A 23,648-nucleotide genomic window follows, 5' to 3' on the forward strand; every position below is an offset into this window, starting at 1 on the left:
GTAGAGAAGTCGCTGATGGTTTCAAGGAAAATCTACCTATCATTTTTGATGAATATCTTCCTAAATGGAATTATAGAGCTATTCCTCAAAATAACTGAAATGCATAAGTTATTTATTTTTCATTCCTAAGCTATCGGCGATCGCTATTACTGTGAGGCGTGATTTCTAGGCGATCGTCTCAACAATCTATCTCCTAAAGACGATCGCTTAACTATTATTTATCTTTGCGATCGCTAATAACTTTTCGGGACTCATCAACGAAGGCAACCATTTTTGCTTGTCTAATCTCGGCTAGAAATAGACAATCTCAACGGGCGCATTCGGTTTGGCATAACGGCTAAAGTGAGCGGCGGCAGACAAACATCAAAACGAAGCGCAGAATTTCTTGTCCTTCCCCTCCACTGCGTTGTTAGAATGCTCAAGGTTTTACCAAGTAAGACGACAATAGCTTAGTGATTTCTCGTTCTAACTGCCCGCTACTTAGTAACTCTGGATGCTCAATAACTGCTGCATGGGTCAGAGCCTCAACCGTCCGTCCTACGATAAACACCACCAAATTTAGGTTTTGCGATTGAAGCTGGTCGCACCGTTTTTCCAAATAAGAATGTAAGATTGCCGCCATTTTTGCTTCAGCAGATTGCCGCATCAGATCGCTACGAGGAACTTGCTCATTGAGCACTTTATGGAGCGCTGGGTTAACCGCGTGAGCTAAGATTACAGCTTTCACTAATCCATGCAAAACCTCTTGTATCGGCGCATTGGACAAATTCTTCAAATGCGATTCAACCAACTGAACCATTTCATCTGCGTGATGCTCAGCCAGCACAGCAATCAAAGATTCCTTATTCGGAAAGTATTGGTAGAGCGAGCCAACACTCACACCCGCAACCTCTGCAATTCGATTAGTATTGGCTTTGTCGTAGCCCTCTTCGGTCAGAATGTGAGTCGTCGCAGTCAAAATTGCCTCGACGGTTACTTTAGAGCGATCTTGTCGCGGGAGTTTGCGGGGATTTGTGAGGATCTTACGTAGCATTTGAATCACTCAATGAAATGCGAGTTGTCGAACTAGAGCCATTGCCCGTAAAATCTGATTCATTGCTCGTATTTTATCAGGTCATCTTGCTTGCAACTCTTCGTACTCAGACAAACTTATGATTTTTCAAGATCCAAATTTTTCGTATAACCTCCTTCGGACAATGGGGCATACCGTATACGGTGGGGCTGATATTGGTGAATGTCTAGCAACAGCATCCCGGATTGAAGATGGCAACTATGAACAGTGGTACGCGGAGTGGCGTAAGACAAGCGATCGCTTAAGACACCATGCTGACGAAAGTATGAACAACGGAAACGCCATTAGTGCCCGTCAAGCCTATTTACGAGCGAGTAATTACTATCGAAATGCAGAATTCTTTCTCCATAGTAATCCGAGCGATCCGCGCATTTTAGAAACTTGGAGACAGAGTGAGTCTTGTTTCCGCAACGCTGCAAAACTCTCTGAACTTCCCATCGAACCTGTTGAGATTACCTATGAAAAAACGACGCTACCGGGTTATTTCTATCGCTGCACACTAGACACTCAACCTCGCCCTACAATTATCTTTTTCCCCGGCTTCGACTCAACCCTCGAAGAGTTACACTTCTTTGGAGCAGCAGCAGCAGTCATGCAGGGATATCATTGCCTGACTTTTGCGGGGCCAGGACAAGGTGCTGTGATTCGTCAACAAGGTTTGTCCTTTCGCCCTGACTGGGAGAATGTCCTTGCACCTGTTGTGGATTATCTTCAGGCTCGTTGCGATGTTGATGCTCAATCATTAATTCTGTTTGGTCAAAGCTTTGGCGGATTATTGGCAATAAGAGCCGCTGCCTATGACCATCGATTTTCTGCTTGCATTTTTCATGGTGGAATGTTTGATATGTATGAGTCCTTTCTTGAATTATTTCCACCAGATTTGCGATCAAAAATTGCTAATAGTGATGATACAGCGATCGATTTCATTGTTGGTAACGTTATGGAATCTGTCCCCGGAGCAAAGGCAAGGCTAGGACACGGCTTTTACGTCATGGGGACAACTTCTGCGGCTGAAACAGTTGCTAAATTGAGACAATTCACACTAGAAGACATCGCAAATCAAGTCACCTGTCCAACTTTGGTCATCGATGGTGCTGAAGACAGCCTTTTACCGAATCAGGGGCAAAAACTGTTTGACAGGCTCACTTGCTCAAAGGACTATCTGCTATTTTCGGCAGAAGATGGTGCAGCTGAACATTGTCAGATTGGAGCACTTGCCTTATGTCATGAGAAATTATTCAATTGGCTCAAAAAGTATATTTGACTCTGAATCCCAACAGGCGAACTTGCAGTTACTCCCCACCGATATTTTGCAGGCTAGCGTTCCGGTTGAGCGGCTGTCAACAACCTCTGCTACACCACCGACGAACTGCGAAAGTCCGCTCCAACCGGGTTGTTATGCCGTTTCGCTATGCCAATCTCTCCGCAAAATTGCCCATAATTTTACATCCTCAAACACTCCCCATTTTCGTACTCGCTGATGCAGCAACCCTTCTTGTACAAACCCATTTTTCTGCAATACTTTGCCTGAGCCTGGATTTCTAGTCATGTGATAGGCATAGAGTCTATTGAGATCTAAATCTTCAAATCCAAAGCGAAGCATAGGTTTTAATGCCTCGCTCATATATCCTTGTCCCCACACCTCAACTGCTAACCAAAAACTCAATTCAGCTTGAGAATGCTCTCTCTCAATATCTCGAATCTCGATAACTCCGCAAAATGCTTTGTCAGATTTGCGCTCAATTGCAAATGAAACTAAATGACCTGTCTCAAACTCTGCAATTTGTCTTCGTAGATATTGCTCCGCCTCACCATCAGGATATGGGTGGGGGATGGAAATCATAGTATCGGCAACTTCACGACGAGTCGCCACACATTGGATTGACCGCACATCTGCAAGGGATAAGGGGCGCAGGATCAATCTGGTCGTTTCTAGTGTGGATTGAGTAAGCATGAAATGATTTTATATTAACCGACCGTCAAGCAAATTTTAGCACTGAAGTTTTCGCCGACAATCTTCTGGCTGCTACCACTAAAGGACTGCGGCATAATATAAGGTTATAACGCAATTGCAGTTTAATTACTCTATTGAAGACAAAATACCGCAGATTTCTACTTTAAGTCAAGTGCGATCGCTTCAACGCTTCAACGCTTCAACGATATATTTTCTATAGGTTTGCTAAAAGTGATCGCTATTAATGTGATTCGTGATTTCTAGGCGATCGCCTGAATTATCTATCTGTTAAAGGGTTGCTGAAGGCGATCGCCTATCAATTTCTTGAGAGGGGAGCATCCTGAAAGGAATCACCAATAGGTTCTCGAAACTAAACAACCAAGATAACTGCTTCTTGTTTTAATACAGAAACGGAAGCAACTTCCAAGTCTTTTCTACATATATCTTGTATTCTCCTCCGAAACTTGCTTCCAACATCTTCTCTTCTACACCGATTCGATAATATCTTGATGTGATTCCAATAACTAAAACAGCTAACAACACGAGCCAATTTGTAACCGCTATTCCCGCGCCGATTTCCATTAATAATGTTCCGAGATACCCAGGATGCCGAATAACGTTGTACGGAGCTTGACTTACAATCTTCTGACCTTCCATAACCTGAAATGTTCTTGTATAGAATTCACCCAGCGTTTTAGCAGCCCAATATCGCATTGCTAATCCACTCAGCATCAATATCAATCCCAGCCAGCCAACCGTCATATAGCTTAACTCTCCGATTTTATAAGTATTTAAGATAGGTGCAACAATGACAAGCAAAATACTAATCACGCCGCTGACCCACAATACTTGAGAACTTCCAGCATCAGCCGCTTCTGGTTTGAGGTTGAGTGCTTGCTTACCTTTTCTCAGCGATCGCTCCATCACGAAATAGCAAACGATCAAGATATATGCCAAGACAATTGTGATTGCCATACCGATTTTTAATAAGCTTAATTTCTTACGTAATAATAATTGCTGCTTCAGCAACCCTCAAACAACTTAACCTTTGGCAAAGCAAATACGATTCAAACTACTGCCGCAACCCTAAATCAAAGCGGTACAACTTACAGTTACTTATAGTTTTAGTTCAATTGCGCTTTAATTGCTCTACTGTGGAAAAAATACCTCAGACTTCTACTTTAAGTCAAGTGCGATCGCCTCAGTTATCCATCTACTAAAGGATTTTTAGCCTGCTGTCTCAACAATTGCCTTCAAAAATGCTGTTACCAAGGGATGTGGAACAAAAGAAGTTGATTTCGCTTGAGGGACAAACAACGTTCCAATGAAGTACGGATGAGAAGAAATTTCAATTACTCGCACTTCACCCTCACTATCTGAACCTGTGATATCTAAAGAACCACCTTTCAGCAGTGGTATGTACTCAGGATTGACTCCAAAATTGCAATAGTACTGTTCAATCGCTGTCAAGGCTCCATAAATACCTGCAATTTCTGATTCCGCTACAAAATTCAAGACCATTTCCCGCCCAACTAGCGAACAATCAAGCTTAGAAATAAAAAGGTTAGAGGCGTAGGGAGCATACTCAGCATGTTGTGCATCTTTGAACCCTAAAACGTTACGGGCATATTCAATGATGATATGCTGAAAGCCGCCACATGTACCGAGGCAAGGAATACCATTCTCACGAGCATAACGAATTGCCCATAGGGTCTTGTCCATATTTTTGTAAGGACTACCAGGAGCGACCCAAATTCCAGAATAATCATCAAAGAGTGAATCACTAATGTTGTCGGTTGAAACCCAATCTCCTTCAATATCAACCGACAAAAATGAGCAGGAATGCTTAATCGCTAAATTTGTCGAAATGTGGGGTTGAAACGTTGGAGTGTACTCTCCTAAAAGGGCAACTTTCTTTTTCATAATCTCTTTACAACTTACACGTCTTTTGTAATCTAATTTAATCTTAGATGCCAGCCAATAATACCAAATTAGAAAATGGCTACGCTATTTTCTAATTGAAAAACAAACCCACTGCTTCAAACGACATCTGGCATCTGCGATCGCTATTTCTGTGAGTCGTGAGTTTTAGGCGATCGCCTCAATTATCTATCTGCTAGGGGGGTGAAGGCGATCGCTATTACAGTAAGTCGTGATTTCTAGGCGATCACCTCAATTATCTATCTGCTAAAGGTTTGCTGAAGGCGATCGCTAGCAATGTGAGACTGGATTTTTAGTGAGATCGCCTCAACAATCTATCTCCTAAAGGCGATCGCCATCTACTAAAATCGCCGCAATCTTAAAGTCATGGAGTTCCTTGATGTTCTCTGCGGGAATTCAGATAGACCTGAGCTATACCGTCAGCATCAGATAAACTTGCAGGTCGAATGTTCATCCATTCCTCCTCTTAGGATACAGCCATTTGGCAAAAAGCTTGGTCATTCTGGGCATGATGATATAGGTCATAGCAGAAAGAAGAGCTAACATGGCAATCAACGTTCTTAGAATGGGTGGGAGCCAACTCAAGGGCTGAAGTAGAAAGTTAATCAAGTTGATGGTGGGGAATGCCGCCAAGGAAGTGATTGTCAGCATTTTATATCGCGGAGGAGGAACGATCGCGCCATTACTGGAGAGCGTAAACCACGTTTCCAGTCCCGTAATAATCTGGTATTTTGCCTCATCTTGGGTATATTGCTTTAACTCTTGAAGGAAGCCCTTACGAATTTCAGAACTTTCCCATTGACGAAAATTACTCAGATGGTCATATTTGAATACTACTCGATACTCCAAATCAGGAGAACGAAACACATTCACCCCCAAATGTCCAGGGAATTCTTCTGCGGCTGTAAGCATTTTTGTGAGTGTATGTTCAAAGTCATCTTCACAAGAGGGTTTCACCTTGATTACCACATCAGCGGTTACGGGAGCATCATTTGTTTCCATAGAATTCACTCTTTAGAACTATTCTTAAAACAATCAGAGGGTGTCAAAGCATAATTTAATTGAATTAAAATTATCACGAAGATACTGAGATAGGTATTGATAAAACAGAGGATTGAGCCAAAGGGATAGAGACACTGGGCGATCGCAAATACGCCACCTCTAATAGCTTCTAGCCGAGGAATCCTCTGCCCTGCAATTTAGTTAGGGTTTCTTCATAACTGTACTATGCGAGAACAGATGGATCTCCCTCTAATCCAGTGACATTGATCTTCATAGCCTCCGATTGTTTAGTATGTGAACTGTGAAGTAATCAAACCAATGATAAGCCCTCTTCTGCTATCTGCAAACGGACTACTTTCGAGGGTTCAATGCCTGAAGCAGGAGGGAATGACATCCCACCATTAGTGGTGACATATATGTTTCCGTCAGTACCGAATGCTAAAGCAGTGCTTCCTGCCATACCCTGCTCTATTTCCGCGATCGCAGTTATAGAACCATCGGCTGTGATTTTGACCACACTGTTAAACACATGGGTTGCACCATAGAGATTGCCAGCGCGATCGAAAGCGAAGTCATCTATATTAATCCCCGTTACAAAAATCTCTGGTTCCCCTGCCGTTCCATCTGCCAAGATCGGAATCTTCACAATCTGCTGCTTTTGGGTATTAGAAGCATAGAGAAAATTAGCGAACATCTTTAAGCCATTTACGGCAGGGGTTCCTTCCTCAGGGGAAGTTCGGGCAAGGACTGGATGTTCTAGCCAGATTTTAACAGTGCGATCGCCAATATTTAATTCCCAAATTGCGCCGCGATAGGAATCGGCAATTAAAAAGCGATTATCATCCAATCGAGTTAAGCCATTCAAAAACTGCGCCTCGGGCATTTCTACCAGAAGTTCGGTGGTTCCATCTAAACTAATCCGCCAAATCACGCAGGTATTCTCAGCATTCCATCCCGACAATAGCAGTTGGTAATCGCCTGTGAAAGCAAGTCCAGTAGCTTTACCATCAATTTGGGCAAGGGTTGTAGGGATACCATCAGCACCGATGCGAATTACTTTACCTTCGTAGTGGTTGGTAATAAAGAGGGTGTTGTCGGGAGCGATCGCAATACTTTCCAAAAATGAATTGATTGGAAATTCAGAAACGATTTGAGATGGAACAGCTTGGTAGTTCATAATCTTGTTTATCTGTGTTTTGGGTTATTTTTAAATACTCTTTGTTTTACTCTATTACTTCGCAAACAATGCAGCGTAACCGCTATAAGGCTTGAGCGATAGGATTTCGTACGTCAAGACACTTGCTTTTATCATGGGTCTCCTGCGCGATCGCTAACGGCGCAACAGTTTAATCCCAATCTGTCCCATTTGCTGCATATAGGCAAGCTGGACTAAAAGCATTCCTGATGGCTCCACAAAGCGGGCATTTTTTAGCCCTCCTGCATCAATAGGCTCCGTGCCAAGTTCGCGTAACAATCCTGCAACAATTCCCTTTGCTTCTACATCGTCACCACAATAGAAGACACTTGCAACTTCATTGCCAAATTTAGTCGATGGTGAATGTAATATCTCCGCAAAAATCGGCATCGATTCTACAACCCTTGCCTTTGGAGCCAGTTTAGCAATTTCTTCGGCAGCAGAAGTGGTAGTTCCTATGGCCAAACCGCTCATATCAGGTAATAGAGGATTGACAATCGTAAATAAAATCTTGCCATCCAAGGAACCAGCCTGTTTGAGTGCATCTTCTAGGGCTGCCCAAGCCACCGAAAGCACCACTATATCTGCAAATGCCACTGCTTCAGAGGGTGTACCAACTGAGACTTCAGAGCCAACCGTCGCCGCCGCAGCCTTCAACTTTTCTTCACTACGAGAATAACTGAACATGAGATTATGTCCATTTTTTGCCCAGCATTTACCCATGCCAGTGCCCATGTTGCCTGTACCGATAATACCTATATTCATGTTTTTCTCATTTTGTGTTTAATTAATGTCGACGCGTCCAAATTATAGAAAAACCTATTTATAGATCACTTCAACTTCAAAGGCTTCAGGTGCTTGCCAATACAAATTGTTACCCTTTATATTTAGAAGCTGAGAAAAAGATCGATAAAGAGTCTACCACGGCAAAGCGATCGCACCACCAAACTTCCGCATTTCGGCAAAGAAACCACCTTGAGCGCCACCATCTGGCAAAGTTGCCAAATACGCCGCAGTTTCTGCACCTTCATCGGCGGTAAATGGCGCATCAGAGCCGCCCATATCCGTTTTCATCCAACCAGGAGAATAGGCATTGATCAAAATATTACTGCCCTGTAGTTCCTTCGCAAAGAGTGCCGTCAATCCATTTAAGCCAACCTTGGATAAACGATAGGAAGGAGCCAAGGGATAATAGTCGCTGCTCATCGAATTGAGAGAAGCCATTTCTGTAGATACATTCACGATCCGCCCATAATTATTGGCTCTCATCAATGGAATCAATGCTTTGGTAATTCTTACTACTGCCAATACATTAGTGTTGAAAGTCGTCAGCGTTGTCTCTATGTCTACCGTGAGCAGACTTGCTTCTTCCTGCTGCATTGTTGGATTGACACCTGCATTGTTAACCAGAATATCGACTCTGCCATAGGTTTGCTGCAACCAAGTAGCAAACTCCTTTACGCTGTCATCGCTAGTTACATCAAGAGGATGTGCATCTACTTGAACTCCTTCATCAGCTAGTCGTTTTTGCGCGGCAATACTGTCTTGAGGATTGCGACTGGTGATTACCACCTGAATATCTTCTTTCTGGGCTAAATTACGGGCGATCGCATAGCCCAATCCCTTATGACTCCCAGTAATTACGGCAACTTTCTTAGTCATAGCTATCGAAATCCTCTAGTTAAATCAGCTATGAAATTACCTTAGCAACCACTAAACTATTAAACAAGACAATATTTTAGATAGATACTATTAATGAAATCGATAAATTTGGCGGCGATCGATCTCAACTTATTAGTTGCTTTTGAAGCATTGATGGAGCAGCGCAGCGTCACGAAAGCCGCCGAAAAACTCCAGATTGGGCAACCTGCGATGAGCGCCTCTCTCAATCGGTTGCGAGGGTTATTTGAGGATGATTTATTTGTGCGATTGGGGAGACAAATGCACCCAACCGTGAAAGCTCAGGCGATCGCACCGAGTATTTTGGCAGCTTTACAACAGATTCGCCACACGATCACCTCTAGTCAATCCTTCAATGCGACTAATAGCAATCGCACTTTTAATATCGGCAGTGCTGATTACAGCAGCTTTGTAATTGTGCCTCCACTTTTACAATTTTGTCAGCAAAATGCGCCATTCATTAACTTCAATACAATTGGGTTTGAGAAAGATAGTGTGGGTGATTTGTTAGAGCATGGCATGATTGATATTGCCTTGGGAGTTTTCCCTAATCCGCCGAGACAAACTCAATTGGAACCAATTTTTCAAGAGCGATTTCTGGGCATTGTGCGTCAGGGGCATTCTGCATTAAGAAATGGAACGATGAGTTTGGAAGCATTTTCTCAACTATCTCATGGGCTGATGACCGTAAGGCGCGATCGTACTGGTGCGATCGATCAAGCCTTGCAAGCACAAAATTTACAAAGGCGAATTGCTTTAATCACTCCGCACATGTTGATTCTGCCCTTTGCGATCGCTTCTAGCGATCTAGTTGCGGCTGTGCCTCAACGCATTGCCCTGAATATGGCTAAGTCTTGTAATCTTGCTATTTTTGAACTACCAATCGAAACGCCATCTTGGACAGTTTCGATGTTGTGGAGTGTGTTGTGCGATCGCGATGAAGAGCATCAATGGTTACGCAATACGATCAAGTCGGTGGCGGGTCAGATTTAGCAAGAATAAAAGTAATCAATAGCAGCGATGATCGCTATCGCTATTACTGTGCGTGTTGATTTCGGTCTCAGTCGCAAAATTGTGGCGATCGCTGATTCTGTTGTTTTGTTTGTGGCAGACGCAGACATATTCGGCTAGAATTTATCAAGATTAGTATTGGGAAGGAAATTCTATTTTGTCAAACACAGATTCCAACACAAATCAGCCTCGCCTATTATCATTCACCCTTGACGGTTGGTCTGTTTTGGGTGGTCGAGTTACTGTGTCTTTACACGATGGTGTTGCAGTATTAGTTGGTCTTAATGGTGCTGGCAAATCTTCTGTTATTGAGGGATTTGAGGCGATTTCTTTGTATGCAATTGGTAAGATTAATCGTGTGAGGCAAAATGATGATGACAGTATTCCCAAAATATTAGAAATCGAAGTTTTAACTCCGACTGTTCGTCTGCTTAAGTATAATTATGAACTGATAACTCTAAGTAGTTCAGTTGAAGAGCTAAATTTTGAGGATTCTCCAGATGATAAATTAGATGAAAGTCAATTTTCTTGGAATGATTGCTGCCAGTATGCTGATGGAGCAAAAGAGTTAGTGTGGACAACCGAATATGGAATGACAACTTTCCATAATATGGATAGCAGCATAACTAATGTTGTTGGAAGTATGAATGCAATCCGAAGATCTACCAGCTTAAAAACTTCACGGTTCGAGATCCCAGATGAAATGCAGTGGCTTTATTCTGCCTTAAATGAAGTTCATATAATGGGAAAAACATCTGTTCGTAAAACCTCTAGGAGACGACTTTCACAACTAAGGGTATCACGTAAAGGTATAGCTTCTAGTTCGTTTGATCTGGTAGATAGTCTGGCTCAAAAAATATTTCGTCGTATGGGCAAGAAAGAAATTAATGAGCTTGAAGCCATTTGTCAGAGAATTGGACTCGGCAGAAAGATAACTATACAAAAGTTTGTTTTAAGTATAGATACTAAAGAAACATTTGAGGATGAAAGCAATGAATATATTGCCTCAGTATTGCTTGATGGAGTCAATATTGGGTTGCTTTCTGATGGAACTCTGCGAGTCTTATCGATACTTATGGAATTACTTGTCTCTTCTCCTAGTTCAACAATAATAATTGAAGAGCCTGAAACACAAATTCATCCATCGATGCTAGCAAAGTTACTCAATGAGATCGAGACTTATACTTATGGTCAAAATTTAATTATTTCAACTCATTCACCTCAAGTAGTGGCGTGGGCTAGTCCCGAAAAAATTAATCTGGTTCACCGTAAGGACGGACAGACATTCGTTCGTCAATTAGGTGAAGCTCAGATTCACAATGTCATCGAATATTTGTCTGAAGAAGGGGACTTAGGCGAATGGATTTATAGTGGTATTCTCGATGATGAGTAATATTAAAATCGCCTTAATTGCTGAGGATGAAACAGACTGTGCCGCAATTCGTAGAATTGTTCATCGTGTCCTTGGGGCAGAAGTCGCAACAAAAAAATGGGCTTCAAACGGTTGTAGTACATTAAAGAAAAAGCTCACAGCAAAGCTGAAAGTCCTTTCCAGTGAAGGTTGTAATATTTTTATTGTCGTTCATGATTTGGATCGTAATCCTCAGAATGCCTCCCTTAACAGTGAAGTAGCATTGCGCTCAAGATTAGAAGCATTATCTTCTGAAATCAAAAGTCTCAATAAACATATCTGTATTCCCATCGAAGAGTTAGAAGCTTGGTTTTGGTCTGATCCAGAAGTTGTCAAACATATTGGCGGTGAAAAAGGGAAAGCACATCCTAACCCGCACGAAATTAAATCTCCTAAAGAAAAACTAATAGAATTATCGAGAGATGGAAGTAGAAAGCCTCGTTACAGTACTAACGATAATGACAAATTGGCGACCATGTTAAATTTAGATCTATGTTCTAAACGGTGTTCTTCATTTAGTGAGCTAGTCAAATTCTTGCGATCGCTCTAAAAAATATTGATCGCTATTACTGTGAGTCGTGATTTTTAGGCGATCTCGATTCAAGGGGCATTGATTCTAACTCAAGGCTTAGACGACATAAATCAGCACGATTAGTTCACTTTGTTATTGTTTCCAGTAATATGGATCTATGTAGAAATGCCATTAATCAACAGAATTACCCTAATGAGGAAGTATCCTAGAACCCCCCATTTGCCATACAGTCGAACAATTTCAGAAGAAGATGCGATCGCTAAAAAGGACTATTTATTAGGAAAGGAAGTCGTAGTTCTAGAGAAAATGGATGGCGAATGTACTGCAATGTATTCAGACTATATCCATGCGCGCTCTTTAGATTCAGCACACCACCCTTCTCGTAGTTGGGTAAAGCAACTACAAGCCAAAGTAAAGTCGCAGATACCAGAAAACATGATTATATATGGTGAGAACCTTTACGCACAGCACAGTATCCCATACAGCAATCTCAACTCCTACTTTATGGTTTTTAACATCCATATCTTTCCATCCCTATGGTTATCTTGGCGAGATGTTAGAAATACAGTTGAGCTAATAGGACTGCATACAGTGCCTTTGCTCTATGAGGGAGTTTGGACAGAGCGATTAGCAGGTGAATTAATAAAACATGTAGAATCAGAGCCAAATACCGAAGGTTTTGTAGTTAGGTTGGCAAGCTCTTTTACAGAAAAAAATTGGGAAGAATCGATAGGCAAATATGTCAGCTCAAATTTTGAGATTAGTTCCGACCACTGGACAAAAAACAGATTAATTGCCAACAAACTAAAAGTATAGACATTAAGATATTGAAGATCGCTATTAATGTGAGTGATGATTTTTAGGCGATCGTATCAACGCGAGATCAGGAAAACTATATCAGATAGCGTCTTCTAAAGGCGGAGGACCATACAAGTTAGTTTCCCACTCTTCATATGGAGGAACAACTTCAAACCCCCGAATGCAATACGCTTTAAGATAATCAGTAGCTCTTCGTTGAGCGTACGTAAAGTTCAGAACGTTTCCGTCTTCATCCAGTTCGAGTACATTTGCGAAGATGGCAAAAACCATTTCGATTTCACTCGGCTGGTTGCCGTACATATCTAGATATTTCACGCCCTCAAGCATGTAGTGCGTTCCGCTTGCCATGAAATAGGCGAACGTTCTTAATGCGCCACTAAAATCATTGCTCAACTTCATTGTTTTGCTATTGTTACACATTGAATAACTTGGAGTTATAATGCAATTGCGGTTTAATTACTTTAATGAAGATAAATTACTGTAGATTCTACTCTAAGTCAAACGCGATCGCATCAACAATCCATCTCCTAAAGGCGATCACCTCAACTATCTATCAAATAAAGGTTTGCTGAAGGCGATCGCTCTAACCTTTGTATTAAGAATTACGTCCCGCCATCACTCCCCCATCAACATTCCACACGGCTCCTGTGACCCAAGACGCTTGATTAGAGAGCAAAAATACCACAGTTTCGGCGACATCAATTGGCAATCCCACTCGACCAATGGGATGAAAACTATTGAAGCCTTGTAAGGTTGTATGAATCTCATCGGGCTTAATAAATGCGCCATAGATAGGCGTTTCTACCACGGCAGGGGCGACAGCATTTACGCGGATATTATACTGCGCTAGTTCCATTGCTAAATGTTGCGTCAGAGAATGTAATCCCGCCTTTGCCATCGAATAAGCCGAAGATGGAGTAGCTGCGATCGCCTGATGCGCCCACATCGATCCAATATTGACAATAGCTCCACCCTTAGATTTAGCCATGTTTCCCGCCACTTGCTGCGTTGTAAAAAATGTACCGCGATTTAGATCTAGATAGCGATCGTAATCTTCACCACCATGATCTAAGAATGATTTTGGTGAAAACACTCCTGCCGAATTGACGAGATAGCGAACTTCAGGCAACTCGTCAGCAATGCGTTCTGTAAGTTGATTAACTTGTTTTCGATCGCTAAGATCGGATGACCAAGTATTAATATCACCAAATTGGCTGAGAAAAGATGATGCTTCTTCAAGCTTAGAAACATTGCGTCCCACGATGGTTACGATAGCCCCTTGATTGAGAAGGATTTTAGCAACTTCCAGACCGATCCCACTATTTCCGCCAATTACTAATGCTTGCCGATTCTTAAATTCCAAATACATAATAATTTCCGTTTGAGTTAATGAGAGCATAATAGAGATAATCAATAAAGATGAAAAGTAAGCACTTTCGGGAAAGGTACGTACTTTTTGGTACAAATTGAGTAGCAGCATCACTAATTTTTTTAACCACGATTGATATGCCAACCACTCAAACTTCAGTTTCGGAAATGCTCGAATATATTGTTGGCTGCAAATGGTCAATGCGAATTTTAGGCTTAATTCAAGAAGGTGTCGATCGCCCTGGTGCTATTACGCGATCGCTAGATGGACTCACTACTAAGGTATTGAATGCTTGTTTACACAAAATGGTGGATTTTGACATTCTAGAGCGCATAGCATTCCCAGAAGTGCCACCAAGAGTAGAGTACAAGTTTACGCAGTTTGGATTACTATTCCTTGAAATCTTGGATAAAGTAAGAGAACTCGAAAAAAAACGACATATATCTTCATAAAAGCGATCGCTATTACTGCGAGTCATGATTTCTAGATGATCGCCTCAACATCTATCTCCTAAAAGCGATCGCTACTACCATGAGTCGTGATTTCTGGGCGATCGCCTAAACTATCCTTCAACTAAAGGTGTACTGAAGGCGATCGCAACTAATCGGCTAATCAGCTATGACTTTTTCTTGCTCTTTGGTCGGTCTTCTTCCCCAAGGCTTTAAAACTGAGATACCGATAACGAAGATGAGAAAAACAACCTGAATTATAGTTCCAATCAAAACACCTTGAGAATCAAAAGAATAGATAGAGTTGTGGAAAGACTGCAATCCCTCTTTAGAAGAAATATTTTCAGCAACATTTCCCCAAGGGAAAAGCCAAAATGTCCCAAAAACGACCAATCCTGTTGTGACAATCCATTTTGTAATCACCCAGTAGAATTTAGTAAATCCATAATTAGTCATCCAGCAAAGAAATGTGGCTGTAAGAACTGAACCGATCGCAGAGGGAATCACAATATAGTCATCGAGGAGATTAATTGCTAAATTAAGCGCGTAAAGAGCCTGTGCATTAGTTGAATTTGTATTTTTGAAGGACAAAAGAAACATACTAAGGACGGCTCCTGTCCAAAGGGCAGCAAAACTAATATGTGCTGACAATAACCAGTTTTTTTGTTTGACATTTAACTTGAGCATTTCACTTATCCTCTCGCAGATAATTACTTAGCGTATTAACTATTAATATATTAAGTAATTATCCGCCTGTCAATCCTTGAATGTTAAAATGCTTAAGCTAGGTTCTGAATTATCCGATCCAATGTTTTCGCAAACATTTCTTGCTCCGCGCTTGAAATATTTTTAGTTGCTTTTTCAAGCGTTACAGATCCGATAGGTGGTAAGACTTTCATAAGCTGTTTTCCCTCATCGGTCAGCCAAATTTGTACAACTCGGCGATCGCTTAAATTCCGCTCTCTTATAACTAGTTGACGCTCTTCCATTCGATCAACTACTCCAGTTAACGTTGCTCCCAATTGCTTTAGCTTATCTGCAATGCCAGTCGTTGAAAGCCCATCTTCTTCCCAGAGACAACATAAAACTAAATAATGAAATGGAGTTAATCCGTAAGGTTCAAGTCTTTCTAAGAAATCTCGATACATTAATTGGGATACAAGTTTAAGCTTATGTCCCAAATTATAAGGTGCAAGAGCATATTGCCATTGTTGAAGAAAATCAGCGTCCGAGGATGAGCTAGGCATTGGGATATAAGCAAAGATACTTAACGTATTAACTATTTTAACCAATACCTACGCCAAAATTATTTTGATCTATCAGTGATTTAGTGCGGCGCTTCAATAACATCTTCTAAAGTTTTGCCATATTGCGATCGCTATTACCGTGAGTCATGATTTCTATGCGATCGCTTTAACGATATATTTTCTACGGGTTTGCTAAAGGCGATCGCTGTTTGATTTTTGTAAAGTGGCGGTCATGTTAATCTATAAATATAACTTAGGAAATAAAGCTATGACTGCTGTAGTACAAGAGCTTCTAAACACCTTTGACAACCTAACGTACTCAGAAAGACTAGATTTATTGTCAGAAATTCTGAGGCGTACAGTTTATTTAGACTTTGAACCATTATCTGACGAAGAATTAACACTGAATGCCGAGGATATCTTCCTAACACTAGAGGAAGAAGAATTAGCGTATGAATAGCCCCTATCGTGGAGAAGTTTGGCTAGTCGATCTTGGCTATGTCGCCAAAGTCAGACCATGTTTAGTTGTTAGCATCCCAGCACTAGATAGGGATCGAGCATTAGTAACCCTAGTTCCACATACAACAAGTTTACGCGATTCCAGATTTGAAGTGAAAGTGAAAGCTAAATTTATACGAGAAGGCGCTTTTGACGTGCAAAATCTCATCACAATCCCTCATGCTAAACTTTTACGCAAACTGGGAGAGCTAACATCAGAGCAAATGGAAGACTTAGAAGATGTCTTACTCTTATGGTTAGGATTTGATTCCGAAGAAGATGAAGACTAACAATGGAAAACTTTGAGAAAGGCGATCACTATTACTGTGAGTCGTGAGTTCTAGGCGATCGCACCAACAATCTATCTCCTAAAGGCGATTCCTATAACTGTGAGTCGTGATTTTTAGGCGATCAGATAACCCTTTGGAGTAATAATCTTTTTCGGTGATTAGTTGTTTATTGTGAATGCAAGGCAATACAATTACCCTCTGTATCTTCAACCTCAGCAACCCACCCTAGTTCACCGATTGAGGTCTTGGGGTATAAAACCTTTCCACCCGAAGATACAACTTTCTCTAAAATAGGATCTACTTCATTGACATTAAAGTAAACGCGAGAGCCTAGTTTAGAAGGTATATAACTTGCTCCTTTAGCTAATGCACCTGTTATTCCTGATGCCATCTCATCAAAAGAGAATAAAGCCATTTCATTTCCATCAATCGATACTCTTTCTAAACTATATCCAAAAATAGCCTCGTAAAATAGAATTGCCCGCTCAAGATCTACGACAGGAATTTCAAAATAACCAACAGGGTTTTTCATGTTATTTTTTTGAAGTAAATACTTGTAAATTATACTATAAGATAAACTTAGCCGATTCAATTTATCTATCTTTTAAAGATTTGCTGAAGGCGATCGCCATTAATCAATGACCAACTTCAATATTAGGAACGAGCTTACCATCTTCCATATAAACAATGCGATCAGCGATATCGAGGATACGATTGTCGTGAGTGATCAGGAGTATCGTACAGCCTTTTTGTTTGGCGAGGGTTTGCATGAGTTCCACAACTTCGCGACCCGATTTTTTATCGAGGGCTGCCGTAGGTTCATCGGCTAGGACGATTTTGGGTTGAGAAACTAGCGCACGGGCGATCGCTACCCGTTGTTTTTGTCCACCAGAGAGGCTATCGGGATAATAATCGAGGCGATGTCCTAGTCCGACTGCTTCGAGCATCGCAGATGCCTTACCATCAAGATCGGAAGTTCCATCCTCATCGTGAAGTTCTAGAGCCATGCGTACATTTTGTCTAGCCGTGAGGAAGGTCATCAAATTATGGGCTTGAAAAATATAGCCGATATTGCGGCGGATTTGCACGAGAGAGTTTTTATCAGCACCACGAATTTCTTGATCCAAAATTTTTAAACTGCCTTCCTGAGCCGATCGCAACCCGCCCATGAGCGTCAAGAGCGTAGTTTTACCTGAACCAGAAGGTCCCGTCATGATGATGATTTCGCCAGCATGGATATCGAGATTGATATCAAAAAGCGCCTGTTTGCGTAAGTCACCTTCACCAAAATAATGATTGAGATTTTGGGCTGAGATTACGGGTGTAGATGGAGCAATGGCAAGTGGGGAATTCATAACTATAGGAGTTTGATTAGTGGATTTCCAAAGGCGTTGGCAATGCAATAGACGAGGCTATCGGCAATAAAAAATATGCCTAAACCCAAGATTAGAAAACGGATGATGTGAGGAGAATAGATGGCAATATAGCGGTTAATGCGCTGGAGCAGAGTCAAGGCAAAACTTTGACGATGAAAGAAAAGATAGATAACAATTAGAGTGATCGGTGGCAGGACAAAAATTAGGTTATAGAGTGCCAAGATACTCATAGTTGATAGGAGATCTAGGTTAGCGCGGACGATCTGCTCGATCGCTGCAAAATAGGGTAAAGCGGTGGGAAATTCTAAAATCGTTACAGACATTCCTAACAGGAAAGTTTTTGCCAAATTTAATTTATGCGGTGCTTTTGCTGGTTCAGATTGAGTAGTAATTCGGAGAGTAACGCCTACTATCAATAAAATTATGCCCGTCAGAAATTGAATTATATAAAATAATGGCGTAGACAAAGAGAATCCAGAGTTTACAATCACGGTCTGAATTAATCTATCTAAGCCCAATACTGCTAATAATCCCGATGTCCAATAGGCGAAAAATATGCCAATTACAAAGGCGATCGATCGCGGAACTGGTTTTGTCGTTCCTAGCAAATAGACTTGTAAGGCGATCGCCGATGGATTAAGGCTATCGAGTGCTGCGATCGCCATTAGTGATGGAAGTAAGGCTGACATAAAGTTTAAAAAATAATTAGAAAATATCAGCAGGATCGGCGGTCTGGAGTTTTCGCATGGCGATCGCGCCTGAAGTTACGCACATGATTACAGTCATCACAAAGACAGAAATGGCACGTTCTAACGTCATTTTGATGGGTAGCATGGTGGCGGCGTAGGTCACTTGATAGAGTCCAACGGAAAGAAGGAAACTAGGCAGAAAACCCAGACAAGCTAACAAAAGAGCCTCTTGGAAAAGGATACTCAAGAGAAATCGATCGCTATAGCCCATCGCCTTGAGAGTGGCATATTCCGCAAGGTGATCGGAGACATCGGAATAGAGAATTTGATAGACAATCACGATGCCGACAATAAAGCCCATCGCCACGCCCAAACCAAAGATGAAGCCGATACTGGTTCCCGTTTCCCAATAGCTTTTTTCGACACCTGCCCATTCTTCTGTGGTCAGCACACGCAGATCGCCCGATAGCAGATTGGCGAGTTCCCTTTTGACTTGCTGAACGTCGGCTCCTTCTTTTAGATGAATTAGCCCCATTTCAATGCGATCGCTGCGTCGGTCTGGAAATAAACGTAAAAAAGTTGCGTCACTGGTGATGATATTGCCATCAGCAGCAAAGGAAGAACCAACCTCAAACAGTCCGCCAACCTGTACCAATTTATTATTTAGCTGGGCTTCCAGTTCGCCCTTTTGCATAAACATATTCGCCACATCGCCATATTCTGGACGACCAGCGCGATCAAACAGGACGCGATCGAGTTGTTGAATCTGGGGAATTTGCTGAGCAGGATCGGGCAGCCTAACGCTAGGATTACCTGCATCAACTCCCCAGATAAGAATGGCGCGATTTTGGCGAGTTTCAGGATTGCGCCATTGACCAGCAACGGAAATGTACAGAGGAGAAACAGATTTAACTTGAGGATGGGCGAGGGTTTGGTAAAGGCGATCGCGTTGGAAATTTGGAGTGGAGATGAGAGTTTGAAATTGCGTACTAGCGATCGCTAAATCTGCCTGAATTAATTCGCGATAGGGTTTCATCGCTGAATCATAGAGCGCTCCTTCAAAACCCATCTGCACGAACATCAAGATATCAGCAAAGGCTATACCCGATAGCGCCACAATAAAGCGAACTTTATTACGAGTCAGTTGGAGCCAAGCAAGGGGAGTTTTTCGCAGCAATTTACGCAACATAGTTCCTCTCTGTAGTTTTTAATATTCAATTTGGTTGACGATGGCGACTGCCTTGGCAATTCCATTTTCAGCCCGAATTTTCTCGCCTAAATTGGCTGCTGTTTCACACATTGAGCGATCTGTGACCGCCATTTGTATGGCTTCTGCAAGATTTTCCGCAGTCAGCTTTTTGCGGGGAATTGGTTTAGTTCCACCGCCTAATTCAGCAATGCGATTACCCCAAAATGGTTGATCGCCAAAGAAGGGAATCACAATGCTGGGAACTCCTGCTCTAAGAGCCGCAGATGTCGTACCAGCACCACCGTGATGGACTACCGCCGCCACATAGGGAAAGATAAAAGCATGGGGAATGGAATCCACTATAAAGACCGTATCTGGCAAATCCCGCTTACTCAACCCGCCCCAACCAGATTGCAAGATGGCGCGTTGCCCTGCGATCGCGATCGCATTTAAAACAAGATCGGCTGTTGCCTCTGGGTTACGATTCCCCATGCTACCAAACCCCACAAATACAGGTGGCGCTCCCTCAAGTAAAAAATCCATCAAGTCTTTGGATGGAGTCCAATTGGGATCTTCATCTAATAACCAATATCCAGTGACATGGGTATTTTGCCAATCGGAGGGTGGATTAATTATCGATGGACTAAACCCATAGAGAACAGGAAAACGCTGCAAATGTGGGGAATTGTAAGTACCTAAAAACGGGGCAGCAGGTAGTTCCAAAACTTGCTTTCTTGCTAGTTCATCACCTTGGCGGGTTCCTTGCCACATGATCTGTCGAAATAGCACATGGGACAACCAATTAACATAACTACCGAGTTTTGCTAATGATTTAGGAAATAGAATCGCAGGAAAGGCTTTAGTGGGGGTAAATGGAAAGATATAGGCTTGAAGCAATGGTAGATGGAACTTTTCGGCAAGTGCAAGACTGAGGAATAAGCCACCTACACCTGTAATCAGCAAATCCACATCCTGACAAGCTATCAAACTGTCTTTTGCCCAATCGATCGCAGCGCGTTTAGTTGCTTTTGTCGCTTCCGCGTTAATCGCCAGAAAATCCCCTTTTTCCGTTAACTCACGCATCTTGGGAGTTTCCATAAATTCCTGTACATTCCCAGTCATGGGGAAAAACTCCAGCCCATGCGAACTGACAAGGGATTCAAAGTTTTCATGAGTTGCCATTCGCACGTTGTGCCCTGCTTTTTGCAATCCTTTACCCAAAGCAATATAGGGTTGAACATCGCCTCGACTTCCTAGAGAAATAATCGCAATTCGCATAAACAATCCTTCCTTTTTACAACAAATCAAGAGACTTGCCTGATATAATGTGAGTAATTGCTCATATTTTATAGCTACTTTAGAGTGCCTGACAACTCGCCTTTTTTGAACTTTTTTTGATATTTGTGACCTATGACCAAACCCTTACAAAAGCCGCGTAAACTGCCAAAACAGGAGCGTTCTCAAGCAACTGTTAGCTCTATTCTGATCGCCGCAACTCGCATTTTGACCGAAGAAGGATACGACAAATTCAATACAAATCGAGTCGCGGAACTTGCAGGTGTGAGTGTTGGCTCACTGTACCAATACTTTCCCAATAAGGCGGCGTTGCTTTATGCTTTGGGAGAGCATCATGCGAATGAGATGGAGCGGTTAGCGCAACACCATCTAGAAGATCTAGGCGATCGCTCAATCCTAGAAGTACTTCAGCAGATTATCAAAGCGGTTTTAGCGGCTTATGCGGTGAACCCTAAACTCTATCGCATCCTGCATCAACAGGTTCCCCGTAGTGAGGAGATGCAAAAACTAGATGATGCCAGAATTGAGCAAATGTTGCACGCATTTCTGGCTCTGCATCGTGATCAACTGCGACCCCAAAATCTGGATATAACAGTTTTTATCATTAGCCGCACAATCAAAGCCCTGCTCTATGATGCAATAGCCGATCGCCCAAATCTGCTCAAGAATGGCGAACTCGAACAAGAACTTATGAGAATGTTGTCATCCTATTTGATGAGTCCAAACTCGCTGTGATTTGGCGATCGCATCATCATCCATAAAGGTGGTGCATCGTTGAGAACTCGCAGTTCCTCTCGCACCACAAATCCATGCCGTTGATATAATTTGACGGCGCGAGGGGTGGAAGTAAAGAGATAGCAAATCTCACCTTGGCGATCGGCTTGCTGCAAAATAGGCTGCAATAGCAGATTGCCAATTCCTTTGCCTTGCGCGTTCGGTGATATAGCTAATCCATCCAGATACCAGTGCGGGGTTGGACAGTCACGCAGGCGATAGGCTTCCGTTTTGGTCAAGGTGTTAAGTACTCGGCTTGTAGAACGAAAACCGCTCTGTAGAAATATTTCAAAAATTAAGGGAAGTGATTGTAATAATGAAGGTGACTTAGCGTTAGGAGGCAACCAACTGGCAATCCCTAATAGTTGAGCGTTCATCGAAGCCGAAGTATCGCTATGTTCTTGACCACTGTAATAGACATGTCCTAAATGAATGTCATGATTTATCGTCTTGCTCCAAGCTTTTTCGAGGATTTCTAAGCGATCGCTTTCATTGGGCATAAGATAGCAAGATAGAGGATCGGGAAAGAAGGTTGTCGCCATCATTTTTGCAGCAACAGAAATTTGAGATTGTTGAAGAGAAAGGATTTGCGGCTCTTCATTCCTAACATTCATTTTGTCATTGAGAATATTCATAAATATACCTCCTGATGATATTAATTTGTGGATGAAAGCTGGATCTTGCCTTGAACTTGTAAGTTGGTAAAAGCTGCAACGCGGCGGCTATCCTCTGGGCTTAAACGTACCTTGACCTCAATCACGCGGCGATCGAGATTCTCTCCTGCTTGGTTTGTTGCTTGTCGCTGACGTTCAACTTGTAAACCAACTTGAGAAACAATACCCTTTACTTCGCCTTGAAATGCTTGCCCTGTAATTGTTGCCGATTGTCCAACTTTGACGCGATCAATCTCCGTTTGATAGATTTCTAGCACAGCAACCATGCGATCGGTTGCGCCTAATTCGACGATGCCGTCATTGCTAACCTTTTCCCCTAATCGCGTGCGGATTTTGAGGACTTGTCCATCTCTAGGAGCACGAATATAGGCTTGGGCGAGGTTGGTCTCTGCCCGTTTGAGAGCAGCGATCGCACTGTCAACTTCTCTAGCTTTGGTGACAATATCTACAGGACGAACTTCGGCAATGCGATCGCGAGTACTAGTTGCTTCAAGAACTTGGGCTTGCAGGGTATTAGCAAGGCGATCGCGGTTGCTCAGAGCTTCCTGTAACTGAGCGCGAGTTGTTTCCGCAGTGAGGCGTTTAGTATCTAAGACCGAAGAAGAAACTGCTCCTTGGGCATAGAGTTGTTGGAACCGAGCCAACTCTGTCTCCGCAGTACGAACTTCCGATTGCCAACGGGAAATCGTCGCAGACTGGGCAGCCTCGCCACCGCGCAAATCTGCTTGCAAGCGCACGATTGTTGCTTCTTGGGCTTGAATTTCCGACTGTTTCGCACCAGCACTAACTCTTGCAAATTCTGCTTGAGCAATCTGCACCTGAGCCTTAGCTTGCGCCATTTCATCAGCAAAGCGATCGCTAGCATCTAGTACAGCGATAATCTCACCTGATTTCACCCGATCGCCTACTTGGACGCGCAATTCCTTGAGGCGATCTCCATCTAGAGCGACAGGAGCTGCTAAACGCATGACTTCTCCTTCTGGTTCCAATCGCCCCAGTGCCGTTACGGGTAGAGGTGCACTAGCGATCGCTGAAGTATTATTGGTAATATTGGGCTTGCTCGAAGAGACAACGCTATAAATAGAAATTCCTGTAGCTAGAGTTGCAAGGAAAATTCCCCCAAGCCAAAGATGGCGGGAGTTAAAAAAAGAGTGAGATGTCATATTTTACTAATCCATTT

General features: G+C 42.5%; 28 protein-coding genes. 9 read left to right on the forward strand and 19 right to left on the reverse strand.

Features of this window, described 5'->3' with window-relative positions; all coding sequences use genetic code 11:
- Nucleotides 1-418 precede the first annotated feature (418 nt).
- Nucleotides 419-1,033: a TetR/AcrR family transcriptional regulator gene (locus PseudUWO311_RS01695; RefSeq protein ID WP_142653375.1), complete on the reverse strand. Its 615-nt coding sequence runs from the start codon at nucleotides 1,031-1,033 to the stop codon at nucleotides 419-421.
- 118 nt (nucleotides 1,034-1,151) lie between these two features.
- Here PseudUWO311_RS01695 and PseudUWO311_RS01700 point away from each other — a divergent pair, with 118 nt between their 5' ends.
- Complete coding sequence (locus PseudUWO311_RS01700; protein ID WP_142653376.1) at nucleotides 1,152-2,336, forward strand: alpha/beta hydrolase family protein; 1,185 nt, start codon at nucleotides 1,152-1,154, stop codon at nucleotides 2,334-2,336.
- A gap of 132 nt (nucleotides 2,337-2,468) precedes the next feature.
- On the opposite strand, the gene PseudUWO311_RS01705 is transcribed toward PseudUWO311_RS01700, so the two are convergent.
- The 7 genes from PseudUWO311_RS01705 to PseudUWO311_RS01735 all read right to left on the reverse strand — a co-directional run bounded on the left by PseudUWO311_RS01705 (nucleotide 2,469) and on the right by PseudUWO311_RS01735 (nucleotide 8,826).
- Complete coding sequence (locus PseudUWO311_RS01705; protein ID WP_142653377.1) at nucleotides 2,469-3,026, reverse strand: GNAT family N-acetyltransferase; 558 nt, start codon at nucleotides 3,024-3,026, stop codon at nucleotides 2,469-2,471.
- A gap of 399 nt (nucleotides 3,027-3,425) precedes the next feature.
- Nucleotides 3,426-4,001, reverse strand: a complete 576-nt coding sequence (locus PseudUWO311_RS01710; RefSeq protein ID WP_142653378.1) for a methyltransferase family protein — start codon at nucleotides 3,999-4,001, stop codon at nucleotides 3,426-3,428.
- A 252-nt stretch (nucleotides 4,002-4,253) separates the two neighbouring features.
- Entirely contained in the window at nucleotides 4,254-4,949 is a 696-nt protein-coding gene (locus tag PseudUWO311_RS01715) for a glutamine amidotransferase-related protein (RefSeq protein WP_142653379.1), read from the reverse strand.
- A 468-nt stretch (nucleotides 4,950-5,417) separates the two neighbouring features.
- A complete protein-coding gene (locus PseudUWO311_RS01720; protein WP_142653380.1) occupies nucleotides 5,418-5,969 on the reverse strand; it encodes an antibiotic biosynthesis monooxygenase in 552 nt (183 codons plus the stop codon).
- A gap of 310 nt (nucleotides 5,970-6,279) precedes the next feature.
- Nucleotides 6,280-7,146 carry an SMP-30/gluconolactonase/LRE family protein gene (locus PseudUWO311_RS01725; RefSeq protein ID WP_142653381.1) on the reverse strand — a complete coding sequence of 289 codons (867 nt, stop codon included), beginning with the start codon at nucleotides 7,144-7,146 and terminating at the stop codon, nucleotides 6,280-6,282.
- Between the two features lie 153 nt (nucleotides 7,147-7,299).
- The gene (locus PseudUWO311_RS01730; protein ID WP_142653382.1) at nucleotides 7,300-7,929 is read right to left on the reverse strand and encodes an NADPH-dependent F420 reductase; all 630 of its coding nucleotides are present in this window, start codon (nucleotides 7,927-7,929) and stop codon (nucleotides 7,300-7,302) included.
- Nucleotides 7,930-8,082: 153 nt separating this feature from the next.
- Nucleotides 8,083-8,826: an SDR family oxidoreductase gene (locus PseudUWO311_RS01735; RefSeq protein WP_223807405.1), complete on the reverse strand. Its 744-nt coding sequence runs from the start codon at nucleotides 8,824-8,826 to the stop codon at nucleotides 8,083-8,085.
- Between the two features lie 93 nt (nucleotides 8,827-8,919).
- Between PseudUWO311_RS01735 and PseudUWO311_RS01740 the strand changes: the two genes are divergently transcribed.
- The 4 genes from PseudUWO311_RS01740 to PseudUWO311_RS01755 all read left to right on the forward strand — a co-directional run bounded on the left by PseudUWO311_RS01740 (nucleotide 8,920) and on the right by PseudUWO311_RS01755 (nucleotide 12,614).
- Nucleotides 8,920-9,837, forward strand: a complete 918-nt coding sequence (locus PseudUWO311_RS01740) for a LysR family transcriptional regulator (protein ID WP_142653384.1) — start codon at nucleotides 8,920-8,922, stop codon at nucleotides 9,835-9,837.
- A 175-nt stretch (nucleotides 9,838-10,012) separates the two neighbouring features.
- Complete coding sequence (locus PseudUWO311_RS01745; protein WP_142653385.1) at nucleotides 10,013-11,248, forward strand: AAA family ATPase; 1,236 nt, start codon at nucleotides 10,013-10,015, stop codon at nucleotides 11,246-11,248.
- Nucleotides 11,241-11,816, forward strand: coding sequence for a DUF4276 family protein (locus tag PseudUWO311_RS01750; RefSeq protein ID WP_142653667.1), 576 nt, complete (start codon nucleotides 11,241-11,243; stop codon nucleotides 11,814-11,816). Before PseudUWO311_RS01745 ends, PseudUWO311_RS01750 begins: the two co-directional genes overlap by 8 nt.
- A gap of 174 nt (nucleotides 11,817-11,990) precedes the next feature.
- Nucleotides 11,991-12,614: an RNA ligase family protein gene (locus tag PseudUWO311_RS01755; RefSeq protein WP_190303358.1), complete on the forward strand. Its 624-nt coding sequence runs from the start codon at nucleotides 11,991-11,993 to the stop codon at nucleotides 12,612-12,614.
- Between the two features lie 81 nt (nucleotides 12,615-12,695).
- Here the strand turns inward: PseudUWO311_RS01755 and PseudUWO311_RS01760 are convergent, their stop codons facing one another.
- Nucleotides 12,696-13,016: a hypothetical protein gene (locus tag PseudUWO311_RS01760; RefSeq protein ID WP_142653387.1), complete on the reverse strand. Its 321-nt coding sequence runs from the start codon at nucleotides 13,014-13,016 to the stop codon at nucleotides 12,696-12,698.
- A gap of 196 nt (nucleotides 13,017-13,212) precedes the next feature.
- Entirely contained in the window at nucleotides 13,213-13,986 is a 774-nt protein-coding gene (locus tag PseudUWO311_RS01765) for an SDR family NAD(P)-dependent oxidoreductase (RefSeq protein WP_142653668.1), read from the reverse strand.
- A 137-nt stretch (nucleotides 13,987-14,123) separates the two neighbouring features.
- Here PseudUWO311_RS01765 and PseudUWO311_RS01770 point away from each other — a divergent pair, with 137 nt between their 5' ends.
- On the forward strand, nucleotides 14,124-14,438 hold the full coding sequence (locus PseudUWO311_RS01770) for a winged helix-turn-helix transcriptional regulator (protein ID WP_055076107.1): 315 nt from the start codon (nucleotides 14,124-14,126) through the stop codon (nucleotides 14,436-14,438).
- 156 nt (nucleotides 14,439-14,594) lie between these two features.
- Here the strand turns inward: PseudUWO311_RS01770 and PseudUWO311_RS01775 are convergent, their stop codons facing one another.
- Together PseudUWO311_RS01775 and PseudUWO311_RS01780 are read right to left on the reverse strand one after the other, a co-directional pair.
- Nucleotides 14,595-15,122, reverse strand: a complete 528-nt coding sequence (locus PseudUWO311_RS01775; protein ID WP_142653388.1) for a hypothetical protein — start codon at nucleotides 15,120-15,122, stop codon at nucleotides 14,595-14,597.
- Nucleotides 15,123-15,214: 92 nt separating this feature from the next.
- The gene (locus tag PseudUWO311_RS01780; RefSeq protein ID WP_142653669.1) at nucleotides 15,215-15,682 is read right to left on the reverse strand and encodes a MarR family winged helix-turn-helix transcriptional regulator; all 468 of its coding nucleotides are present in this window, start codon (nucleotides 15,680-15,682) and stop codon (nucleotides 15,215-15,217) included.
- A gap of 268 nt (nucleotides 15,683-15,950) precedes the next feature.
- Here PseudUWO311_RS01780 and PseudUWO311_RS01785 point away from each other — a divergent pair, with 268 nt between their 5' ends.
- Both PseudUWO311_RS01785 and PseudUWO311_RS01790 read left to right on the forward strand, forming a co-directional pair.
- Nucleotides 15,951-16,142 (forward strand): hypothetical protein, encoded by a 192-nt coding sequence (locus PseudUWO311_RS01785; RefSeq protein WP_142599642.1) that lies wholly within the window; start codon nucleotides 15,951-15,953, stop codon nucleotides 16,140-16,142.
- Complete coding sequence (locus PseudUWO311_RS01790; protein WP_142653389.1) at nucleotides 16,135-16,470, forward strand: type II toxin-antitoxin system PemK/MazF family toxin; 336 nt, start codon at nucleotides 16,135-16,137, stop codon at nucleotides 16,468-16,470. The genes PseudUWO311_RS01785 and PseudUWO311_RS01790 overlap by 8 nt, the downstream gene beginning before the upstream one ends.
- A 166-nt stretch (nucleotides 16,471-16,636) precedes the next feature.
- Here the strand turns inward: PseudUWO311_RS01790 and PseudUWO311_RS01795 are convergent, their stop codons facing one another.
- The 5 genes from PseudUWO311_RS01795 to PseudUWO311_RS01815 form a co-directional block, all read right to left on the reverse strand.
- Complete coding sequence (locus PseudUWO311_RS01795) at nucleotides 16,637-17,002, reverse strand: VOC family protein (RefSeq protein WP_142653390.1); 366 nt, start codon at nucleotides 17,000-17,002, stop codon at nucleotides 16,637-16,639.
- 103 nt (nucleotides 17,003-17,105) lie between these two features.
- Entirely contained in the window at nucleotides 17,106-17,825 is a 720-nt protein-coding gene (locus PseudUWO311_RS01800) for a DevA family ABC transporter ATP-binding protein (RefSeq protein ID WP_142653391.1), read from the reverse strand.
- A 2-nt stretch (nucleotides 17,826-17,827) separates the two neighbouring features.
- The gene (locus PseudUWO311_RS01805; protein ID WP_142653392.1) at nucleotides 17,828-18,535 is read right to left on the reverse strand and encodes a GAP family protein; all 708 of its coding nucleotides are present in this window, start codon (nucleotides 18,533-18,535) and stop codon (nucleotides 17,828-17,830) included.
- A 16-nt stretch (nucleotides 18,536-18,551) separates the two neighbouring features.
- A complete protein-coding gene (gene devC / locus PseudUWO311_RS01810; protein ID WP_142653393.1) occupies nucleotides 18,552-19,724 on the reverse strand; it encodes an ABC transporter permease DevC in 1,173 nt (390 codons plus the stop codon).
- 18 nt (nucleotides 19,725-19,742) lie between these two features.
- Nucleotides 19,743-21,002, reverse strand: coding sequence for a glycosyltransferase (locus PseudUWO311_RS01815; RefSeq protein ID WP_142653394.1), 1,260 nt, complete (start codon nucleotides 21,000-21,002; stop codon nucleotides 19,743-19,745).
- Between the two features lie 132 nt (nucleotides 21,003-21,134).
- Here PseudUWO311_RS01815 and PseudUWO311_RS01820 point away from each other — a divergent pair, with 132 nt between their 5' ends.
- Nucleotides 21,135-21,755 carry a TetR/AcrR family transcriptional regulator gene (locus tag PseudUWO311_RS01820; RefSeq protein WP_142653395.1) on the forward strand — a complete coding sequence of 207 codons (621 nt, stop codon included), beginning with the start codon at nucleotides 21,135-21,137 and terminating at the stop codon, nucleotides 21,753-21,755.
- On the opposite strand, the gene PseudUWO311_RS01825 is transcribed toward PseudUWO311_RS01820, so the two are convergent.
- Both PseudUWO311_RS01825 and PseudUWO311_RS01830 read right to left on the reverse strand, forming a co-directional pair.
- Nucleotides 21,728-22,429 (reverse strand): GNAT family N-acetyltransferase, encoded by a 702-nt coding sequence (locus tag PseudUWO311_RS01825; protein WP_142653396.1) that lies wholly within the window; start codon nucleotides 22,427-22,429, stop codon nucleotides 21,728-21,730. The two genes, PseudUWO311_RS01820 and PseudUWO311_RS01825, sit on opposite strands and share 28 nt — an antisense overlap.
- A 20-nt stretch (nucleotides 22,430-22,449) precedes the next feature.
- Complete coding sequence (locus PseudUWO311_RS01830; RefSeq protein WP_142653397.1) at nucleotides 22,450-23,631, reverse strand: HlyD family efflux transporter periplasmic adaptor subunit; 1,182 nt, start codon at nucleotides 23,629-23,631, stop codon at nucleotides 22,450-22,452.
- Between the last annotated feature and the right edge of the window lie 17 nt (nucleotides 23,632-23,648).

The organism is Pseudanabaena sp. UWO311, from assembly GCF_006937785.1.
Taxonomy (GTDB): domain Bacteria; phylum Cyanobacteriota; class Cyanobacteriia; order Pseudanabaenales; family Pseudanabaenaceae; genus Pseudanabaena.

Excerpts from the sequence above, each read along its gene's own strand:
- PseudUWO311_RS01715 (WP_142653379.1), bottom strand. The coding sequence starts at position 4,949 with ATGAAAAAGAAAGTTGCCCTTTTAGGAGAGTACACTCCAACGTTTCAA.
- PseudUWO311_RS01795 (WP_142653390.1), bottom strand. The coding sequence starts at position 17,002 with ATGAAAAACCCTGTTGGTTATTTTGAAATTCCTGTCGTAGATCTTGAG.
- PseudUWO311_RS01800 (WP_142653391.1), bottom strand. The coding sequence starts at position 17,825 with ATGAATTCCCCACTTGCCATTGCTCCATCTACACCCGTAATCTCAGCC.
- PseudUWO311_RS01700 (WP_142653376.1), top strand. The coding sequence starts at position 1,152 with ATGATTTTTCAAGATCCAAATTTTTCGTATAACCTCCTTCGGACAATG.
- PseudUWO311_RS01695 (WP_142653375.1), bottom strand. The coding sequence starts at position 1,033 with ATGCTACGTAAGATCCTCACAAATCCCCGCAAACTCCCGCGACAAGAT.
- PseudUWO311_RS01825 (WP_142653396.1), bottom strand. The coding sequence starts at position 22,429 with ATGAATATTCTCAATGACAAAATGAATGTTAGGAATGAAGAGCCGCAA.
- PseudUWO311_RS01775 (WP_142653388.1), bottom strand. The coding sequence starts at position 15,122 with ATGCTCAAGTTAAATGTCAAACAAAAAAACTGGTTATTGTCAGCACAT.
- PseudUWO311_RS01785 (WP_142599642.1), top strand. The coding sequence starts at position 15,951 with ATGACTGCTGTAGTACAAGAGCTTCTAAACACCTTTGACAACCTAACG.
- PseudUWO311_RS01815 (WP_142653394.1), bottom strand. The coding sequence starts at position 21,002 with ATGCGAATTGCGATTATTTCTCTAGGAAGTCGAGGCGATGTTCAACCC.
- PseudUWO311_RS01805 (WP_142653392.1), bottom strand. The coding sequence starts at position 18,535 with ATGTCAGCCTTACTTCCATCACTAATGGCGATCGCAGCACTCGATAGC.
- PseudUWO311_RS01755 (WP_190303358.1), top strand. The coding sequence starts at position 11,991 with ATGAGGAAGTATCCTAGAACCCCCCATTTGCCATACAGTCGAACAATT.
- PseudUWO311_RS01820 (WP_142653395.1), top strand. The coding sequence starts at position 21,135 with ATGACCAAACCCTTACAAAAGCCGCGTAAACTGCCAAAACAGGAGCGT.
- PseudUWO311_RS01735 (WP_223807405.1), bottom strand. The coding sequence starts at position 8,826 with ATGACTAAGAAAGTTGCCGTAATTACTGGGAGTCATAAGGGATTGGGC.
- PseudUWO311_RS01730 (WP_142653382.1), bottom strand. The coding sequence starts at position 7,929 with ATGAATATAGGTATTATCGGTACAGGCAACATGGGCACTGGCATGGGT.
- PseudUWO311_RS01780 (WP_142653669.1), bottom strand. The coding sequence starts at position 15,682 with ATGCCTAGCTCATCCTCGGACGCTGATTTTCTTCAACAATGGCAATAT.
- PseudUWO311_RS01790 (WP_142653389.1), top strand. The coding sequence starts at position 16,135 with ATGAATAGCCCCTATCGTGGAGAAGTTTGGCTAGTCGATCTTGGCTAT.
- PseudUWO311_RS01720 (WP_142653380.1), bottom strand. The coding sequence starts at position 5,969 with ATGGAAACAAATGATGCTCCCGTAACCGCTGATGTGGTAATCAAGGTG.
- PseudUWO311_RS01725 (WP_142653381.1), bottom strand. The coding sequence starts at position 7,146 with ATGAACTACCAAGCTGTTCCATCTCAAATCGTTTCTGAATTTCCAATC.
- PseudUWO311_RS01740 (WP_142653384.1), top strand. The coding sequence starts at position 8,920 with ATGAAATCGATAAATTTGGCGGCGATCGATCTCAACTTATTAGTTGCT.
- PseudUWO311_RS01710 (WP_142653378.1), bottom strand. The coding sequence starts at position 4,001 with ATGGCAATCACAATTGTCTTGGCATATATCTTGATCGTTTGCTATTTC.
- PseudUWO311_RS01750 (WP_142653667.1), top strand. The coding sequence starts at position 11,241 with ATGAGTAATATTAAAATCGCCTTAATTGCTGAGGATGAAACAGACTGT.
- PseudUWO311_RS01830 (WP_142653397.1), bottom strand. The coding sequence starts at position 23,631 with ATGACATCTCACTCTTTTTTTAACTCCCGCCATCTTTGGCTTGGGGGA.
- PseudUWO311_RS01760 (WP_142653387.1), bottom strand. The coding sequence starts at position 13,016 with ATGAAGTTGAGCAATGATTTTAGTGGCGCATTAAGAACGTTCGCCTAT.
- devC (WP_142653393.1), bottom strand. The coding sequence starts at position 19,724 with ATGTTGCGTAAATTGCTGCGAAAAACTCCCCTTGCTTGGCTCCAACTG.
- PseudUWO311_RS01770 (WP_055076107.1), top strand. The coding sequence starts at position 14,124 with ATGCCAACCACTCAAACTTCAGTTTCGGAAATGCTCGAATATATTGTT.
- PseudUWO311_RS01765 (WP_142653668.1), bottom strand. The coding sequence starts at position 13,986 with ATGTATTTGGAATTTAAGAATCGGCAAGCATTAGTAATTGGCGGAAAT.
- PseudUWO311_RS01705 (WP_142653377.1), bottom strand. The coding sequence starts at position 3,026 with ATGCTTACTCAATCCACACTAGAAACGACCAGATTGATCCTGCGCCCC.